This window comes from Nitrobacter sp. (assembly GCF_047149785.1).
GTDB lineage: Bacteria > Pseudomonadota > Alphaproteobacteria > Rhizobiales > Xanthobacteraceae > Nitrobacter.
Genome location: NZ_BAAGBE010000001.1, coordinates 1295730 through 1312381, shown reverse-complemented (window position 1 = coordinate 1312381; position 16652 = coordinate 1295730). Strand labels below are relative to the sequence as shown.

Sequence of the window (16652 nt, the reverse complement as noted above, 5' to 3'; positions counted from 1 at the left end):
AGCCGATCAAATCCCCTCGAACAGCGCGGTCGAGAGATAGCGCTCCGAAAACGATGGGATGATCGCAAGGATCGTCCGGCCTGCACTTTCGGGCCGTTTGCCGATGGCAAGTGCCGCCGCGACCGCCGCGCCGGATGAAATGCCGCCCGGTATGCCTTCGTTGCGCGCCAGCGCGCGGGCGGTTTCAAGCGCGGTTGCGCTGTCGACCTTGACGACTTCGTCGATGACGGAGCGATCCAGGATCTCCGGGACGAACCCGGCGCCGATCCCCTGGATCTTGTGCGGCGAATGCCGGCCGCCCGACAGCACCGGGCTTTCTTCGGGCTCCACCGCCACGATACGCAGCTCAGGCTTGCGCGGCTTCAGTGCCTGACCGATCCCCGTGATGGTGCCGCCGGTACCGACACCGGCCACGATGTAATCGATATTTCCGCCGGTGTCGTTCCAGATCTCCTCCGCTGTGGTCCGTCTGTGAACCTCGGGGTTGGCGAGATTCTTGAACTGCTGCGGCATCACGGCATGCGGCGTGGTGCGCACGAGTTCCTCGGCCATGGCGATGGATCCCCTCATGCCTTCCGCCGCCGGCGTCAGCACGATTTCCGCACCCAGAAACGCCAGCATCTTGCAGCGCTCCATCGAGACCGATTCCGGCATCACCAGTTTCAGGCGGTAGCCGCGCGACGCTGCGACGAAGGCCAAGGCGATGCCGGTGTTTCCCGACGTCGGTTCGATCAGGACTGTGTCGGCGTTGATCTTGCCGGCCTTCTCCATCGCGATGATCATCGCGGCGCCGATGCGATCCTTTACGCTCGCGGCTGGATTGAAATATTCGAGTTTGGCGAGAATCGTCGCGCTCGCGCCGTGCTGTTGCGGCAATCTGCGCAGCCGCACGATCGGAGTATCGCCGATCGTTTCAACAATACTGTCGAACACGCGGCCACGGCCGGCACGGTGCGATACATCGGCATTCGACTTCGTATCCATGTCAGCGGTCCTCAGGTAAGGGGTTGAAACGGTGCGCACCCTTTCAATAAGGTCAGCCGGCGCCCCGGAGCAAGCGTCGCGCTCGCCGTCACGATCTGTTGCATTGCAAAACCGGCCACCGCAAAACTGGAATTCGTAAAAGAAACGCATTTGTGTTGCGACATCGTCAAACATTGCATGTAAAACGTCGCGTGTAAGAGAGGAGGTCACGATGCCAGCGATCGCTGAAATCCAGTCGACCACCCTGCCGCGTCCTGCGCGCGGAAGCGATCTTCCGACTTGCCCGGTCTGCGCCGATACGATGATCGCGGCCGAGGCGTCGGCATATCTGTCGGACAATGTCATCGGCCACTTGTGGAGCTGCGATACCTGCGGTTACGGCTTCGTGACCAAGTACGTCGTCCGGCGTATCGTCTGCAACTAACGCCACGTCTTCAAAAGCTTGTCCGACATCAGCGGGCGGCAAGATCGCCGCGCGACCAGCCCTCGAGCGTCCGTTCGCGGAACTGCTGAAAGGTGCCATCGGCGATCGCCGCGCGCATGCCCTGCATCAGGCTTTGATAATAAGCGACGTTGATCCCGGACAGCAGCATCGCGCCGAGCGTTTCGCCGGAGCGAACCAGATGATGCAAATAGGCGCGCGAGTAACCGCGCGTTGCCGGCCATGAACTCTCCTCGTCGAGCGGGCGCGGGTCGTCGGCGTGACGCGCGTTGCGCAGGTTGATCTGGCCGAAGCGCGTGAACGCCATGCCGTGGCGACCGTTCCGCGTCGGCATGACGCAATCGAACATGTCGATGCCGCGCGCGACAGCTCCCACCAGATCGTCAGGCGTGCCGACGCCCATCAGATAGCGTGGCCGGTCCGTGGGCATCGACGGGACCGTCTCCTCGATTATTGCGAGCATGACGGCTTGCGGCTCGCCGACCGCAAGACCGCCGATGGCGTAGCCGTGGAAACCGATCCCTGCCAGCGCGCGCGCGCTCGCGCGGCGCAGCTCCGGATCGTCGCCGCCCTGAATAATTCCGAACAGCATGTGGCCCGCAGGCGCCCCCTCGAAGGCACGCTTGCTGCGCTCGGCCCAGCGCAGCGAGAGCTGCATGGCGCGCTCGATGTCGCCGTGCTCGGCCGGCAGACGCACGCATTCGTCGAGTTGCATCGCGATGTCGGAGCCGAGCAGCCGTTGGACTTCGATCGCGCGCTCCGGCGTCAGCTCGATCGCCGTGCCGTCGATGTGGGATCGGAAGGTGACGCCGTGTTCCTTCACTTTTCGCAACTGCGCCAGCGACATCACCTGGAAGCCGCCGGAATCCGTCAGCATAGGCCCGTCCCAGGTGGTGAATCTTTGCAAACCGCCGAGTTCGGCAATCCGCTCGGCGCCCGGCCGCAGCATCAAGTGATAGGTATTGCCGAGCACGATGTCGGCTCCGGCGTCGCGTATCTCGCACCATTGCAGCCCCTTCATGGCGCCCTGCGTCCCGACCGGCATGAACGCCGGCGTACGCACAACGCCGTGCGGCGCGGTGAGAAGTCCGGTGCGGGCCTCGCCGTCCCGGCCGACGACTTCGAAATGGTTGGGAAGGCTCATGCGGCAGGCGCTGCCGGAAACAACAGGCAGGCGTCGCCATAGGAATAAAAGCGATAGCCGCCCGCGATCGCGTGAGCATAGGCCTGTTTCATGGTGTCCAGACCACTGAAGGCGGAGACCAGCATGAACAGCGTCGAGCGCGGCAGATGAAAGTTCGTCATCAGAATGTCGACGGCGCGAAAGCGATAGCCCGGCGTGATGAAAATCGCGGTGTCGCCGGTGAACGGCGCAACCCGTCCGTCCTCCGTCGTCGCGCTCTCCAAAAGCCGCAACGAGGTGGTGCCGACCGCGACGACCCGGCCGCCGTTCCCGCGCGCTGCGTTCAGCGCGTCGGCGGTCTCGGCGGAGATCGCGCCCCATTCCGAGTGCATTCGGTGCCCGGCGGTGTCCTCGGCCTTGACGGGCAGAAAAGTTCCCGCGCCGACGTGCAGCGTCACGCGATTGATTCCGACGCCGCGTTCGCGCAGCGTCGCTTCCATTGCCGGCGTGAAATGCAGGCCCGCGGTCGGCGCTGCGACCGCGCCCTCGTGAACCGCGAATATGGTCTGATAGTCGGCGGCATCGCGGTCGTCGGGCGCGCGCCTCGAGGCGATATAGGGCGGCAGCGGTGTCGAACCGAGATCTGCGATCGCCTGATCCAGCGTCGGCCCATGAAAAGTGAAGGCGAGCGTGACTTCGCCCTCCTCGCCCTTGTTTTCGACCTTTGCGTCCAGATGCCCGAGGAAGCACACCCGCCCCTCGTTGCCGAAGCGCACGACGTCTCCCGCATCGAGCTTCCTGGCCGGTTTCACCAGCGCATTCCACCGCGAGCCGTCGAGACGCTTGATCAGCGTCGCTTCGATCCTCGGCTCCGCTTCGCGACCGATGCGGCGGCCATGCAATTGCGCTGCAATGACGCGGGTATCGTTCACCACGAGCTGGTCGCCCGGCCGCAGCCATTCCGGAAGATCGCTCACGTGCCGGTCGTGCAACCCCGCTCCCGGCTGCACCACCAGCATCCGCGCGGAATCGCGCGGGATCGCCGGACGCAGCGCAATGCGCTCGGACGGCAGCTCGAAATCGAAGAGATCGGTTCGCATACTGTAAGCCGTCATTGCCGGGCTCGACCCGGCAATCCATCCTTCTTTGAAAGACTCTTGTGAAGACGGATGGATGCGCGGGTCAAGCCCGCGCATGACGGGTGTCAGCGTTCAAGCCGCGTCCGCCGCCATTCTGGCCTTGACGATCTTGTCAGGATCCTGCACCGGCTCGCCACGCTTGATCTTGTCGACGTTCTCCATGCCCTCGGTCACCTTGCCCCACACGGTATATTGTCCGTCCAGGAACGAGGCGTCATCGAAGCAGATGAAGAACTGGCTGTCGCCCGAGTCCGGACTTTGCGCCCGCGCCATGGAGGCCGTGCCGCGCACATGCGGCTCCCGGTTGAACTCGGCCTTCAGCTTCTGGCCGGAGCCGCCCATCCCGGTGCCTTGCGGGCATCCGGTCTGCGCCATGAAGCCCTCGATGACGCGATGAAAGACGATGCCATCGTAGAAGCCCTCGCGCACCAGCTCCTTGATCCGCGCGACATGATTGGGGGCGAGATCCGGACGCATTTGGATCGTCACAGGCCCCTTTGTGGTTTCGAGGATCAAAGTGTTGTCGTCGTCAGCCATGCTCTCTTCTCTTTCGGTTTGGGATGGGTCCGTCGATCGTCAAATCGAATGGTCAGGGGACGGCCCGCGATCGCATTGCCCATGCCCGAGGTAAATGGCATCGGAACACAGCGTTGCAATGCTTGCATCACGGCCGTCCGGTAGATGATGCGCTCGTCGTCCGTCGCCTCGCGCGTCTCGTAGGTGATCCGGGGATGACCCAGGAGGTTGCCGTCGCGCTTGAAGGTGAACTGCACGGTGATCTCCATGCCTGGATTGCCGCGCGGCAACGCCGGCGGCTGCCAGCATTGCTTCAATCGCGCGGACATGGCGGCGAGATTCGCGACGCCGACGTCCTCGGCCATCGCATATCCTGCTCCAAGGCTGCCGATGCAGATTGCGACCATGAAGGCCGGCCAGCGCATGCGTTCACTTGATGTCGGAGGCGACCTGAACCTTCAGCATCTTGTCCGGATCGGTAACGGTGCCGCTGGCAGAGCCGGCCGGCGCCTTCTTCAGCTTGTCCACCACGTCCATGCCGGAGACGACCTCACCGACCACCGTGTACTTGCCGTTGAGGAAAGGCGCATCGGCAAAGCAGATGAAAAACTGCGAGTTCGCCGAGTCCGGACTTGCCGCCCTCGCCATTCCGACCACGCCGCGCTTGAACGGCACGTTGGAGAACTCGGCCTTGAGGTCCGGATATTTCGAGCCGCCGGTACCGTTGAAATTCTGGCCGTCACCCGTCTGCGCCATGAAGCCGGCCATAACGCGATGGAACGGAACGTTGTTGTAGAAGCCGTCCCGGGCGAGCTGCTTGATGCGCTCGGCGTGTTTGGGCGCGATGTCGGTGCGCAGCTTGATGACGATGCGGCCCTTCGTGCTGTCGATCACGATCGCATTCTGCTTGTCGAGGTTGGCAGGCAGGGGTTGAGCGAGAGCGGGGATCGCAAACATCAGCGCGGCGACGAGGCCAAGGATTCTAATCATGACAACTCCGGATCAGAGAAAGGCTGGTCCATTCAGCCGGGGAATTTGGTCTTGAGGAGCGATACGACCGCTTGCGGAACGAAGGCCGACACATCCCCGCCCATGGCCGCGATCTGACGCACCAGTGTGGCGCTGATCGGGCGGACGGCGGGCGAAGCCGGGACGAACACCGTATGCACGCCGCCCGCCATGGTTTCGTTCATGCCGGCGATCTGCATTTCGTAGTCGAGATCGGTGCCGTCGCGCAGGCCGCGGATCATGATCGTGGCGCCGGCCTTCTGCGCGGCCGCGACGGTAAGGTTGTCATAGGTCGTGCAGTCGAAAGCACAGCCGGCTTCGGCTGCGACCGGCGCGAACTCCGAGCGCGCCATCGCGAGGCGCTCCTCGGCCGAGAACAGCGGCTTTTTGCCCGGATGAAGACCGATTGCAACGACCAGACGGTCGCACAGGACGACGGCGCGCCTGACGACATCGAGATGGCCGTTGGTGACGGGATCGAACGATCCGGGATAAAGCGCGACACGGGGCATATCCCCCTCTAGCGCGACCGCTTTGAGGCCGCAAGCGAAGCGGGTTCCGCGATCATGGCGAACGAAGCCGATTTTTATTTTGCCCCCTCGGCCGAACCAATTCAGGGCTTGGCGCGTCTTATCGGGGTGGCAGCAAGATCACTGAAATCACTAGAGTTTCCAGCGTTCTGTTTCGTCCGGCGAGCCAAGGCGAAACAATTTTGCGGTCGATGAAACCACTTTCCGGAGACAGCGAAGACATCGCGAAACCGGAGCCGGCTATCAATCCGCCTAACCAAACGGACCGACAAGCCGCAAACGGCAAGGCCAAAACAGGGGACCGTCATGATCAAGGCTCTTTCCGCAATCGCGGTTGCAGCGTTCATCGCAGCCGCCCTCACCATTCTCCCGGGTTTCGCTCCGCAGGTTTCGGCCAGCACGCCGGTCCCGCTCGCCAAGGGCGACCGTCTCGACATCCACCCGGCGGCGACAGCCTGCTCGGAGCAGACCTGGCCGAATTTCGCGGCGTCCTGTCTTCGTGCCGCCGATTCCAGGACGACCGTTCGTGAAGCCCGTCTGGTGACGGCAAACAATCGCTGATCCGGATTTTTCCGGATCTTCGAGCCTCCAAGGCAAAGCCGCCCGTATGCCCACGGGCGGCTTTTGCGTTGCGGCACAAACGCGGGGGTGGAGTCTGTTTCAACGACGTTGAATCAGCTCGTCGTTTATCTCTTGTTTGAGCATGATCTTTTCCGAAAACCGGTTTCCACCCCGGATCAAGTCCGGGGCAGGCTTTTTCGGGATCATGCTCTATCCGCCGTTGCCGTTCTCGTTTTCCTCGCGGATGTGCTCGACCGACACCACGTGCTCACCATCGGCCGTATTGAAGACGCGAACGCCCTTGGAGGCGCGGCTGGTGATGCGGATGCCCTCCACAGGCACCCGGATCAACTGGCCGCCGTCGCTGACCAGCATGATCTGGTCCGACATCTCGACCGGGAACCCGGCCACGAGGTGACCGATCTCGCCGAGCTTGGTCGGATCGGTGGCGCGGATGCCCTTGCCGCCGCGACCCGAAACCCTGAACTCGAACGAAGACGACCGCTTGCCATAGCCCTGCGCCGTCACCGTGAGCACGAACTGTTCGGCCGCGCCCATCTCCACATAGCGCCCCTCGGGCAGCGAAAGGTCGGTGTGAGCGGCCTCGTCGGCCTCAGGCGTTGCTTCTTCGGGCTCGATATCCTCGCCGGTCGCGGCGCGGCGGATCGCGCCGGACTGCTTGAGGTAGGCGGCGCGTTCGGCCGGCGTCGCCTCGAAGTGGTGCAGGATCGAAAGCGAAATCACCCGGTCGCCGCCGGCCAGCGCGATACCCCGCACGCCCATCGAGGTCCGCCCCGAAAACACGCGCACGTCGCTCACCGGAAAACGGATGCACTGGCCCCCGGCGGCGGTCAGCAGCACGTCGTCGCGCTCGGTGCAAATCTGCACGTCGACGATCGCCTCGCCCTCGCCGAGCTTCATCGCGATGATGCCGGAGCGGCGGACGTCGACGAAATCGGACAGCTTGTTGCGCCGGACCGTGCCGCTGGTGGTGGCGAACATCACATCCAGATTGGCCCAGGACGATTCGTCCTCCGGCAGCGGCATGATGGTGGTGATGCGCTCGCCCTGCTCGAGCGGCAGGATGTTGATCATCGCCTTGCCGCGCGCGTTCGGCGCCGCCATCGGCAGACGCCAGACCTTTTCCTTGTAGACCTGGCCGCGCGAGGAGAAGAACAGCACCGGCGTGTGCGTGGACGCCACGAACAGGCGGCTGACGAAATCCTCCTCGCGGGTCTGCATTCCGGAACGGCCCTTGCCGCCGCGCTTCTGCGCGCGATAGGTCGACAGCGGCACCCGCTTGACGTAACCGGCGTGCGAGACGGTCACGACCATGTCCTCGCGCTGGATCAGGTCCTCGTCCTCGACCTCGCCTTCCTGCTCGACGATGACGGTCTTGCGCGGGGTGGCGAATTCGGCCTTCACCGCCGAAAGCTCGGTCTTGACGATCGCCTGCACGCGCGCGCGCGAGCGCAGGATGTCCAGATAATCGGCGATCTCGACGGCGAGCTTGTCGAGTTCCTCGGAGATTTCCTCGCGGCCGAGCGCGGTCAGGCGCTGCAGGCGCAGATCGAGAATGGCCCTCGCCTGCTCCATCGACAGCCGCGCCGTGCCGTCCGGCGACATGCGGTGGCGCGGATCGTCGATCAGCGTGATCATCGCCGCAACGTCTTTGGCCGGCCAGTCGCGCGACATCAAGGTCTCGCGCGCGGCATTGGGATCCGGCGACTCCCGGATCACGCGGATGATCTCGTCGATGTTGGCGACGGCGATCGCGAGGCCGACCAAAATATGGGCGCGGTCGCGCGCCTTGTTGAGCAGGAACTTGGTGCGACGCGTGACCACCTGCTCGCGGAACGCGATGAACAGCGTCAGCAGGTCTTTCAGGTTCATGAGTTGCGGACGCCCCGCGTCCAGCGCCACCATGTTGGCGCCGAAGTTGGTTTGCAGCGGCGTGAACCGGTAGAGCTGGTTGAGCACGACCTCGGGAACGGCGTCGCGCTTCAACTCGACGACGACGCGAAAACCCTCGCGGTCGGACTCGTCGCGCAGATCGGAGATGCCGTCGATCTTTTTCTCGCGCACCAGGTCGGCGATGCGTTCGACCATGCTGGCCTTGTTGACCTGATACGGGATCTCCGAGACCACGATCGCTTCGCGGTCCTTGCGGATGGTGTCGATCGAGACCTTGCCGCGCATCACGATCGAGCCGCGGCCGAGATGGTAGGCCGAACGGATGCCCTGCCGCCCCAGGATGATGCCGCCGGTCGGAAAATCCGGACCGGGAATGATGTTGATGAGGTCGTCGATCCCGAGCGCCGGATTGTCGATCAGCGCCACGCAGGCGTCGACGACTTCGCCGAGATTGTGCGGCGGAATGTTGGTGGCCATGCCCACCGCGATGCCGCCGGCGCCGTTGACCAGAAGGTTTGGAAACTTCGCCGGGAGGACCGACGGCTCCCTCTCGCTGCTGTCGTAGTTCGGCTGAAAATCGACGGTGTCCTTGTCGATGTCGTCGAGCAGCGATTGCGCGATTTTGGTAAGGCGGGATTCGGTGTAGCGCATGGCCGCCGCCATATCGCCGTCGACCGAGCCGAAATTGCCCTGCCCGTCGATCAGCGGCACGCGCATGGAGAAATCCTGCGCCATGCGCACCAGCGCGTCATAGACCGACTGGTCGCCGTGAGGATGATACTTACCGATGACGTCGCCGACGGTGCGCGCCGACTTGCGATAGGGCTTGTTCCACTCGAAACCGTTCTCGTACATCGCGTAGAGGATGCGGCGGTGAACCGGCTTCAGACCGTCGCGCGCATCCGGCAACGCGCGCGCCACGATCACGCTCATGGCGTAATCGAGATAGCTGCGCTTCATCTCCTCGAGGATGGAAACGGGACGAATGCCCGAGGGCGCCGGCGGCTCTCCGGGCTTCGTATCTTCGGTATCTGACAAGAGAGGATTCCGGTCGGTTTCTGTTCGGAATCATATAGCGCATCGGGCCAGCGCAAACCACCCCCGACACCGCCCCGAGCAACGTTTTTCCTGTTGTTTATCCAGATACTTAGAGCCATTCCCGACTTGTCGGAATCAAGGCCAGCCCGAGCCTGATGTTTTGCTGAGTTCGCTTGCCGCAAACCAGGTCAGGCCACGCGGATAACGCGCTTTCTTCAAGCAAATCTGCATCCAGTCCTCAGGGTCAAACAGACTCGAAAACGCGACAGTGCTTGCTCAGGTCAGATTGCCGAACGCCAAGGCGTAATCGAGCCGTCCCTCAGTTGCAGGAAGCCCGTCAGTCAGCGGCAACACCATGAAATGGACTCCTGCGAAAGCCGATTCAAAACCGGCGGCAAGATCGCCGCGAAAGCCGAAGCGCCCGTAATAGGCCGGATCACCCAGCACGAAGACGGCATCCCACCCCTCGCGCCGGGCCTGCGCGTTGGCGGCCTTTATCAGCGCCGCGCCGACGCCCTGCTTTTGCCGCTCCGGCGCCACTGCAAGGGGCGCAAGCGCAAGAGCGCGAAATGGCGCCGCCACCGGTGACAACAGGATGTGGCCGGTCACCGCCCCACCCTCGACAGCAACCAGCGAAATCGCCGCGTCGCCCGCCTCGCGCAACTCCGCGACCAGCCGCGCTTCGTCGGCCCGGCCAAAGGCCCGGACGATCACATCGCCGATGTCCGCCGCGTCGTCGGCCCGCTCGGGCCGGATGTCCACATCAAGGCCCGTTTACGGGAGATTCTCGTCGATTTCGGCATTCCTGCCGTCGTCCGAGGCATCGCTCGGGCCCTCGTCGCCGCTGCCTGAGCCGTCGCTGTCCGGCTCCAGCGTCGAGACCAGCGCCAGTTCGAGATCGCCGGCTTCGAGCGGATCCTCATCGTCGCGCAAAGCGGGATCGTCCGATGGCGTCGGAACGCTGAACCCGCCGGGCAGACGGGAGTCCAGCAATCCCGTTCCCTTCAGTTCTTCCAGACCCGGCAGGTCGCCGAGGTTTTCGAGACTGAACTGGGACAGGAACGCCTCCGTGGTTCCGAAGGTGAGCGGGCGCCCCGGCGTCTTGCGGCGGCCGCGCGGCTTGATCCAGCCGGTCTCCAGCAACACGTCGAGCGTGCCCTTGGAGGTCACGACGCCACGGATTTCCTCGATCTCCGCGCGGGTCACCGGCTGATGGTAAGCGATGATCGCCAGCATCTCGATCGCCGCGCGCGACAGGCGCCGCGTCTCGGTGCTCTCGCGCGTCATCAGCCAGGCCAGATCGCCGGCGGTGCGGAACGTCCATTTGTTGGCGACGCGCACCAGGTTGACACCGCGGGAGGCATAGTCCGCCTGCAGTTGCGCGAGCGCGGCCTTGACGTCGACGCCGTCGGGCATCCGCTTGGCCAGCGCCGCCTGATCCAGCGGCTCGGACGAGGCGAACAGCAGCGCCTCCAGCAATCGCAATTCCTCTGGACGCGCCATCGGCAGTTCCGACTCCGGTTCCTCGACATGCGCCACGCGCATTTCCGCCAGGCTTGCCATCGCTCGGTCTCCTCTTCCTTATTGGGCCGGCGCGTCGGGCATCGTCACCGGAGCGGATACCGGCGGCACGCGCTTGCGAAAATAGAGCGGCGCGAACGCCTCTTTCTGGTTCAGATCCATGACGCCCTCGCGCACCAGTTCGAGCGCGGCGGCAAAACTCGACGCGAACACGGTGGCGCGCTGCGAGGGATCGACGACATAGCTCATCAGGTATTCGTCGAGGGATCCCCAGTCCTCGTCGGCCAGCCCGACAAGACGCTCGAGCGAGGCGCGCGCTTCGCTCAGCGACCAGACCGTGCGCTTGGCGAGGTGAACCGTGGTCAGGACACGCTGCTGGCGCTGCGTGGCATAAGCGGTGAGCAGGTCGAACAGCGTCGCGGTGAATCGCGGATGGCGGATTTCTGCGATCGCCTCCGGATTGCCGCGCGGAAAAATGTCGCGCTGGAATTGCGGCCTGTTCATCAGGCGGTTTGCGGCTTCGCGAATCGCCTCAAGGCGGCGCAGACGGTTGGCGAGCGCCGTGGCCATCTCGCCCGCGCTCGGTCCGTCCGGGGTCGCCGGCTCCGGCAGCAGCAACCGCGATTTCAGGAACGCCAGCCAAGCCGCCATCACCAGATAATCGGCAGCCAGTTCGAGACGAATCTTGCGGGCCGCCTCGATGAAAACGAGGTACTGGTCGGCAAGCGCCAGGATGGAGATTTTCGACAGGTCGACCTTCTGCTGCCGGGCCAGCGCCAGCAACAGGTCGAGCGGGCCTTCATAGCCCTCGACATCGACGACGAGCGCCACCGCATCGTCGTTATCGATGCGCTCGGCCGGCCGTCCCGTTTCGAACGACAGAATTTCCGCGCTCATGCGCCTGCCGCTCCCGTCAACGCATCGAGTTCCGCCCGCGCCGCCTCGCGATCGAACGGCCGGGGCGGCTTGCGCGAGGCCAGGGCCCGTTGCGCGCGCTCCAGCGCCCGACCGGACAGTTCCGGCGCTTCACTTGCGACCTGACGCATCTCCGCCAGCTCGCCGTTGCAGTGCAGGACCATGTCGCAGCCGGCGGAAACGATCGCGCGCGTCCGCTCCGCGATCGATCCCGCCAATGCATTCATGGACACGTCGTCGCTCATCAACAAACCCTGGAATCCGATCGTTCCGCGAATCACCTGTTCGACGATTGTCGCAGAAGTCGTGGCCGGTTGGGTGGCATCAATTGCGCTGAACACAACATGCGCGGTCATCGCCATCGGCAGATCGGCAAGCGCCTTGAATGCAGCGAAATCAACCGCTTCCAGATCGTTCTTCGAGGCATCCACGATTGGGAGCCTGAGATGGGTATCGGCGGTCGCCCGCCCGTGCCCCGGAATGTGCTTGAGAACCGGCAGAACGCCGCCCAGTTCCAGCCCCTCGGTGACGGCGCGCGCGATTGCCACGACCTTGTCCGGCTCAGTGCCGTAGGCGCGGTCGCCGATGATGGCATCCGCGCCGGACGCCGGAACGTCCGCGAGCGGCAGGCAATCGACGGTGATGCCAAGGTCGGCGAGATCGTTCGCAATCAGTTGCGCACTCAACCGCGCCGCTTTCAGCCCCAAAGCACGATCGCGATCATAGAGAGCGCCGAACACCGCGCCCGGCGGATACGCCGGCCAGTGCGGCAGGTTCAGTCGCTGCACGCGGCCGCCTTCCTGATCGATCAGGACCGGCGCGTCAGCATCCTCGACCGTTTCCCGAAAGTCTTGAACTAGACGAGCGACTTGTAAGGGATCGTCAATATTCCTCTTGAACAGGATGAAGCCCCACGGTCGCTCGGCGTGCAAAAACGCGCGCTCCTCGGCTGTTAAGGCCAGGCCAGAGATGCCTGTGATAAATGCGCGCGCGCTCATAGCGGCCGATTAGCTCGCGTCCGCCGCGAGGGTCAAGGAAATCGCCGTTAATTCCTTTGGACGACGCACTGTCCGCCGGCCGATTTGAGGCTGCCGCAGAAGCGCGAAGCCTCCTCGGGCGAGCCGAACGGCCCGACCATCGTGCGATAGTAGACACCTTTGGCGCCAAGGTCGGCACGTCTGATCAACGGACTTCGCGATCCCAGCATCGACGGGAACTTGCCCTGCAGCACCCGGAACGAGGCCTGCGCTTCCGCCTCGTTCCGTTGCGACGAGACCTGGACCACATAACCACCGGTACTTGCGACAGGCGCCTGCTGGCCCGGATTGGTCGAAGCCAGCCGGGTCCGCGATTCGGCCCGCGGTGACAGCGCCAGCGGCGCATTCGCAGCAGGTGCTGCGGCGTGCCGGGCGGGCGACGCAGGCGCAGTCTGAGCGGGCGGGACGACGGCCGCAGCCGCGAGGTCGGCCTGATCGCCGCGGACAGTCAGGGTCTTGACCTTGCGCGGTTCATCGTCGGCGGCAACGGGTCCATTCGCCACGGTCGTGGGAGGCCGGACATTCGGCGCAACGCTTGCCGCCGACGGCGGACTGGCATTCCGGTTCAAGGGAGGAAACACGACGCGCGGGGCCGACGCCACGGCTTCCTTGACATCGACGGGCTGCTCCTCGCGCGACACCATCTGCTCGGTGCCGTTCTCGGTGGACATCCGATCCCGGATCAGCTTGCCGACCGCGTCGCCTGTGCCGTCGCGATCATAGAGAGCGCCGAACACCGCGCCCGGCGGGTAGACCGGCCAGTGCGGCGGACTCAGGCGTTGCACCCGGCCGCCTTCCTGATCGATCAGGACCGGGGCATCGGCATCGCCGACAGTTTCTCTAAAATCTTGAACCAGACGAGCAACCTGCAGGGGATTGTCGACATTCCTCTTGAAAAGGATGTAGCCCCAGGGCCGTTCGTCGCGCAGGAACTCGCGCTCCTGCGCCGTCAGGGTCAGCCCCGACGTACCGGTAATAAATGCGCGCGCAGCCATGGCGCCGATTAGCTTGCGTCGGCAGGCGGTTGGCGAGCGCCGTGGCCATCTCGCCCGCGCTCGGTCCGTCCGGGGTCGCCGGCTCCGGCAGCAGCAACCGCGATTTCAGGAACGCCAGCCATGCCGCCATCACCAGATAATCGGCAGCCAGTTCGAGACGAATCTTGCGCGCCGCCTCAATGAAAACGAGGTACTGGTCGGCAAGCGCCAGAATGGAGATTTTCGACAGGTCGACCTTCTGTTGTCGGGCGAGCGCCAGCAACAGATCGAGCGGGCCTTCATAACCCTCGACATCGACGACGAGCGCCAGCGCATCGTCGTTACCAATGCGCTCGGCCGGCCTTCCGGTTTCAAACGACAGAATTTCCGCGCTCATGCGCCTACCGCTCCGGTCAACGCATCAAGTTCCGCCCGCGCCGCCTCGCGGTCGAACGGCTCGGGCGGCTTGCGCGAGGCCAAGGCGCGTTGCGCACGCTGCAGCGCCATACCGGACAGTTCCGGCGCTTCGGCGGCCACCTGCCGCATCTCCGCCAGGTCGCCGTTGCAATGCAGAACCATGTCGCAGCCGGCGGAAACAATCGCGCGCGTCCGATCCGCAATCGATCCCGTCAACGCATTCATGGACACGTCATCACTCATCAACAAACCCTGGAATCCGATACCGCCGCGAATCACCTGTTCAACGATTGTCGCAGAAGTCGTAGCCGGTTGGGTGGCATCAATTGTGCTGAACACAACATGCGCAGTCATTGCCATCGGCAGATCGGAAAGCGCCTTGAATGCAGCGAAATCAATGGCTTCCAGATCGTTCTTCAAGGCATCCACGACCGGAAGCTTCAGATGGGTGTCGGCGGTAGCCCGCCCGTGCCCCGGAATGTGCTTCAGAACCGGCAGAACGCCGCCCAGTTCCAGCCCCTCGGTGACGGCGCGCGCGATTGCCACGACCTTGTCCGGCTCAGTACCGTAGGCGCGATCGCCAATGATGGCGTCAGCGCCGGGCGCTGGAACGTCCGCGAGCGGCAGGCAATCGACCGTGATGCCAAGGTCGGCAAGATCGTTCGCGATCAGTTGCGCGCTCAGCCGCGCGGCTTTCAGCCCCAAAGCGCGATCGCGATCATAGAGAGCGCCGAACACCGCGCCCGGCGGGTAGACCGGCCAGTGCGGCGGACTCAGGCGTTGCACCCGGCCGCCTTCCTGATCGATCAGGACCGGGGCATCGGCATCGCCGACAGTTTCTCTAAAATCTTGAACCAGACGAGCAACCTGCAGGGGATTGTCGACATTCCTCTTGAACAGGATGTAGCCCCAGGGCCGTTCGTCGCGCAGGAACTCGCGCTCCTGCGCCGTCAGGGTCAGCCCCGACGTACCGGTAATAAATGCGCGCGCAGCCATGGCGCCGATTAGCTTGCGTCAACGGCGAGCGTCAAGGAAACCGCCGTTAATTCCTTTGGATGACGCACTGTCCGCCGGCCGATTTGAGGCTGCCGCAGAAGCGCGAGGCCTCTTCGGACGAGCCGAACGGCCCGACCATGGCGCGGTAATAGACACCCTTGGCGCCAAGGTCGGCGCGTTTGACCAGTGCACTCCGCGAACCCAGCACCGAGGGGAATTTGTGCTGCAGCGCCCGGAAAGAGGCCTGCGCATCGGCCTCGTTCCGTTGCGAGGAGATCTGGACGAGATAGCCGCCGGTCCCGGCTACGGCCGGAGCGTGCTGGCCCGGATTGGTCGAAGCCACCTGCATCCGCGGTTCGGCCTGCGGCGACAGCGCCAGCGGCACGTTTCCAGCAGGTGCAGTGGTGGCAGGAGGCGCATGTCGAGCGGGCGGCGCGACAGGCGCTGCCGGAGTTTCGGGCCGGGCGACGGCCGCGGCTGCGAGGTCGGACTGATCGCCGCGCACCGTCAACGTCCTGACCCTGCGCGGTTCATCGCCCGCGACAGTCCCGTTCGCAACCGTTGCGGGAGGCCTGACATTCGGCGTCACGCTCGCCGCCGGCGGCGGATTGGTGTTCTGGTTCAGCGGCGGAAATACCACGCGTGGACCAGAGGTCGTGGCGTCCTTGACGTCGACGGGCTGCTCTTCACGCGACACCATCTGCTCGGTGCCGTCCTCCGTGGACATCCGGTCCTGGATCAACTTGCCGACGGCATCGCCCGAGCCGACCCTTTGCGGAAGAATCTTGTTGGGCTCGGCATCGGCCTTGATGACCGGCGGCGCACCGCTTCGGGCCGTACCGGCATAGTTGCGGTAAGCGTAGGCCGCCCCGGTGCCGATGACCGCGAGCGCCAAAACAGCGACCACCGTCGCCATCCCGCCGCGACGCCGGGGTGCAGGTTCGTCCTCCACCTCTCCGTAACCCTGATAATCGAACGGTGCTTCCGGATAACGCTCGGGAGGAAACTGGTCTTCATACGCATGCGCGTCCCGCCCGTCGGGCAGCCGACCGAACAGCACGTCGTCGTAGCGATCGGCGGCCTCATGATAGGACTCAGGCTCGTGATGCTGAACATGCGGCTCGTTGTCGGGATAGACCGCCGCGCGGCGCAAGACCGCGGAGCGGCGCCGGCGGAGACGTCCTGCGGCGGATCGGGCTGAACCATCCGTCTTTGAATCCATGACGGCGGGCCGCTGACCGGAGGGTTCGGCATCGTCTTCGACCGGATCGAAGCGATGCTCGAAGTGATCGACCGGATCATCCGCGGGAGCTGGCGGCGGCGCGCTTCGTTTGACGTCGGCGAAGGGATCGGTCTGTCCGATCAACCGGGCGAGTTCCGCGAGCGGATCGGTTTCCGCCGGGCCGCTCGCGCGGCGCTCGTCGCGTCCGTAATCGTCGCGCCCGTACTCGCCGTCGTCCCGGAAAGATCTGTCCTGGTATCGATGAGCCATCGTGATGTCGCGTCCCTTCCGGAAAGGCGCCAACTCGCTCGTTCT

General features: G+C 64.4%; 17 protein-coding genes and 1 pseudogene. 2 read left to right on the top strand and 16 right to left on the bottom strand.

From position 1 onward, the window contains the following. Window positions 1-6: 6 nt before the first annotated feature. Complete coding sequence (gene cysK, locus ACMDCM_RS06060; RefSeq protein ID WP_412772725.1) at window positions 7-984, bottom strand: cysteine synthase A; 978 nt, start codon at window positions 982-984, stop codon at window positions 7-9. A gap of 211 nt (window positions 985-1195) precedes the next feature. Here cysK and ACMDCM_RS06055 point away from each other — a divergent pair, with 211 nt between their 5' ends. Beyond that, window positions 1196-1408: a hypothetical protein gene (locus tag ACMDCM_RS06055; RefSeq protein WP_412772724.1), complete on the top strand. Its 213-nt coding sequence runs from the start codon at window positions 1196-1198 to the stop codon at window positions 1406-1408. Between the two features lie 28 nt (window positions 1409-1436). Here ACMDCM_RS06055 and tgt read toward each other — a convergent pair whose 3' ends face one another. From tgt to coaD, 6 genes are all read right to left on the bottom strand, one after another. After that, window positions 1437-2570, bottom strand: coding sequence for a tRNA guanosine(34) transglycosylase Tgt (tgt, locus tag ACMDCM_RS06050; protein WP_412772723.1), 1134 nt, complete (start codon window positions 2568-2570; stop codon window positions 1437-1439). Further along, window positions 2567-3649, bottom strand: coding sequence for a tRNA preQ1(34) S-adenosylmethionine ribosyltransferase-isomerase QueA (gene queA, locus ACMDCM_RS06045; protein ID WP_412774680.1), 1083 nt, complete (start codon window positions 3647-3649; stop codon window positions 2567-2569). Before queA ends, tgt begins: the two co-directional genes overlap by 4 nt. A gap of 111 nt (window positions 3650-3760) precedes the next feature. Continuing rightward, a complete protein-coding gene (locus tag ACMDCM_RS06040) occupies window positions 3761-4225 on the bottom strand; it encodes a peptidylprolyl isomerase (RefSeq protein ID WP_412772722.1) in 465 nt (154 codons plus the stop codon). After that, on the bottom strand, window positions 4201-4569 hold the full coding sequence (locus tag ACMDCM_RS06035; protein ID WP_412772721.1) for a hypothetical protein: 369 nt from the start codon (window positions 4567-4569) through the stop codon (window positions 4201-4203). The genes ACMDCM_RS06040 and ACMDCM_RS06035 overlap by 25 nt, the downstream gene beginning before the upstream one ends. Before the next feature lie 64 nt (window positions 4570-4633). Next, window positions 4634-5194 (bottom strand): peptidylprolyl isomerase, encoded by a 561-nt coding sequence (locus ACMDCM_RS06030; RefSeq protein WP_412772720.1) that lies wholly within the window; start codon window positions 5192-5194, stop codon window positions 4634-4636. Between the two features lie 32 nt (window positions 5195-5226). Beyond that, entirely contained in the window at window positions 5227-5724 is a 498-nt protein-coding gene (gene coaD / locus ACMDCM_RS06025) for a pantetheine-phosphate adenylyltransferase (RefSeq protein WP_412772719.1), read from the bottom strand. Window positions 5725-6048: 324 nt separating this feature from the next. On the opposite strand from coaD, the gene ACMDCM_RS06020 reads away from it, so the two are divergent. Beyond that, complete coding sequence (locus tag ACMDCM_RS06020; protein ID WP_412772718.1) at window positions 6049-6303, top strand: hypothetical protein; 255 nt, start codon at window positions 6049-6051, stop codon at window positions 6301-6303. 210 nt (window positions 6304-6513) lie between these two features. Here ACMDCM_RS06020 and gyrA read toward each other — a convergent pair whose 3' ends face one another. The 9 genes and pseudogenes from gyrA to ACMDCM_RS05975 form a co-directional block, all read right to left on the bottom strand. Further along, window positions 6514-9255, bottom strand: coding sequence for a DNA gyrase subunit A (gyrA, locus tag ACMDCM_RS06015; RefSeq protein WP_412772717.1), 2742 nt, complete (start codon window positions 9253-9255; stop codon window positions 6514-6516). A gap of 276 nt (window positions 9256-9531) precedes the next feature. Further along, entirely contained in the window at window positions 9532-10017 is a 486-nt protein-coding gene (locus ACMDCM_RS06010) for a GNAT family N-acetyltransferase (protein WP_412772716.1), read from the bottom strand. A 12-nt stretch (window positions 10018-10029) separates the two neighbouring features. Continuing rightward, window positions 10030-10818: an SMC-Scp complex subunit ScpB gene (scpB, locus tag ACMDCM_RS06005; protein WP_412772715.1), complete on the bottom strand. Its 789-nt coding sequence runs from the start codon at window positions 10816-10818 to the stop codon at window positions 10030-10032. A gap of 18 nt (window positions 10819-10836) precedes the next feature. Beyond that, the gene (locus tag ACMDCM_RS06000) at window positions 10837-11673 is read right to left on the bottom strand and encodes a segregation and condensation protein A (protein WP_412772714.1); all 837 of its coding nucleotides are present in this window, start codon (window positions 11671-11673) and stop codon (window positions 10837-10839) included. Then, on the bottom strand, window positions 11670-12689 hold the full coding sequence (gene nagZ / locus ACMDCM_RS05995; protein ID WP_412772713.1) for a beta-N-acetylhexosaminidase: 1020 nt from the start codon (window positions 12687-12689) through the stop codon (window positions 11670-11672). Before nagZ (ACMDCM_RS05995) ends, ACMDCM_RS06000 begins: the two co-directional genes overlap by 4 nt. 47 nt (window positions 12690-12736) lie before the next feature. Beyond that, window positions 12737-13723: an SPOR domain-containing protein gene (locus ACMDCM_RS05990; RefSeq protein WP_412772712.1), complete on the bottom strand. Its 987-nt coding sequence runs from the start codon at window positions 13721-13723 to the stop codon at window positions 12737-12739. After that, window positions 13698-14099, bottom strand: a pseudogene (locus ACMDCM_RS05985) (segregation and condensation protein A); the annotation flags it as partial. The pseudogene ACMDCM_RS05985 and the gene ACMDCM_RS05990, both read right to left, overlap by 26 nt. After that, window positions 14096-15115 carry a beta-N-acetylhexosaminidase gene (nagZ, locus tag ACMDCM_RS05980; protein ID WP_412772711.1) on the bottom strand — a complete coding sequence of 340 codons (1020 nt, stop codon included), beginning with the start codon at window positions 15113-15115 and terminating at the stop codon, window positions 14096-14098. The pseudogene ACMDCM_RS05985 and the gene nagZ (ACMDCM_RS05980), both read right to left, overlap by 4 nt. Window positions 15116-15161: 46 nt before the next feature. Further along, a complete protein-coding gene (locus ACMDCM_RS05975; protein ID WP_412772710.1) occupies window positions 15162-16607 on the bottom strand; it encodes an SPOR domain-containing protein in 1446 nt (481 codons plus the stop codon). Window positions 16608-16652: the final 45 nt, after the last annotated feature.